Annotated in this window: 1 protein-coding gene; it reads left to right on the forward strand. The window is 64.5% G+C overall.

What is annotated here, in order from left to right; genetic code table 11:
• Positions 1 to 116 precede the first annotated feature (116 nt).
• The coding region (locus HNR60_RS23905; protein WP_184262931.1) for an IS5 family transposase at positions 117 to 1,443 on the forward strand (1,327 nt) is incomplete at its 3' end.

Here is a 1,443-nt window from a genome sequence, read left to right on the forward strand (position 1 = left end):
GGCTGCAAGTATAGATTTTTGCCGGTTTGGGCGGGTCTGACGCCGGTTTTCTGGCAAATTGATTTGGCGTTCTGATCGTGATTCCATCGCCCAGCGAAGCAGCGATGGGGGCTTTGATGCGGCCGAAGGAGCGTCGGGAGAGCGGGCAGAACGATCTGTTCAAGGCTCGGCTCGATCAGATCGTCGATCTCAATCATGCGCTGGCGAAGCTTTCTCGGGCGATCGATTGGCGGTTTCTCGAGGAACGGTTTGGCGCGATCTATGACGACGATCCCGGCCGGCCACCGCTGCCGACGCGGCTGATGGCGGGGCTGGCGATCCTCAAGCACATGCACAATCTGTCGGATGAGGCGCTGTGCGAACGCTGGGTGGAGAATCCGTATTATCAGCTGTTCTGCGGCGAGGAGTTCTTCCAGCACCGCTTGGTGTTCGATCGCTCGTCGCTGACGCGCTGGCGGCAGCGCATGGGCGAGGACAAGCTCGCCGCGCTGGTTCAGGAAAGCCTCGCCACCGCGGTGCGAGCCGGCGCGGCCAAGCCGGCCGACTTCACGCAAGTGATCGTCGACACCACGGTGCAGGAGAAGGCGATCAGCTTCCCGACCGACGCCCGCTTGATGCACCGGGCCCGCGAACGGCTGGTGCGATTGGCACGCGCCCACGGTGTCGAGCTTCGTCAATCCTATGCCCGGGTCGGCAAGTTCGCGCTGATCAAGCAGCAGCGCTATGCTCATGCCAAACAGTTCAAGCGCGCCAACAAGGCGCTGCGGCGGATCAGAACCATGCTCGGCCGCGTGATTCGCGACGTTCAGCGCAAGATCGCGGACCGGCCCGATCTCGCCGAGGCTTTCGCTTTGCCGCTGTCGCTGGCCCACCGGGTGCGCGAGCAGCGGCAGCGCCAGCGCGGCAAGAAGGTCTATTCGCTGCACGCGCCGGAGGTCGAATGCATCGGCAAGGGCAAGGCCCACAAGCCCTACGAGTTCGGCGTCAAGGTCAGCGTCGCCACGCCGCTGAACCGCTGCAAGGGCGGCCAGTTCGTGCTGCACGCCAAGGCGCTGCCGGGTAGTCCCTATGACGGCCACACCCTGGCGACCGTCATCCCCGAGATCGAAGCCAGCGTCGGAGCCAACCTTGACAAGGTCGTCACCGATGCCGGCTATCGCGGCCACAACGCGTCCAAGGACAAGCAGTTCAAGGTCTATGTCGCCGGCCAGAAACGCGGTCTCAGCCAGGCCATCAAGCGCGCCTTCCGGCGCCGCTCCGCGGTGGAGCCGGTGATCGGCCATCTCAAGAACGAGCATCGGATGAACCGCAACTACCTGGCCGGAACCAGTGGCGACGCCGCCAACGCCGTGCTCGCCGCCGCCGGCTACAACTTCAGGCTCCTGGTCCTCTGGCTCAGCCTTTTGCGCGCCTGGTTGGCCGCCATCATGCGAACCAAACCGC

Source organism: Rhodopseudomonas rhenobacensis (assembly GCF_014203125.1).
In the GTDB taxonomy this organism is placed as follows: domain Bacteria; phylum Pseudomonadota; class Alphaproteobacteria; order Rhizobiales; family Xanthobacteraceae; genus Rhodopseudomonas_A; species Rhodopseudomonas_A rhenobacensis.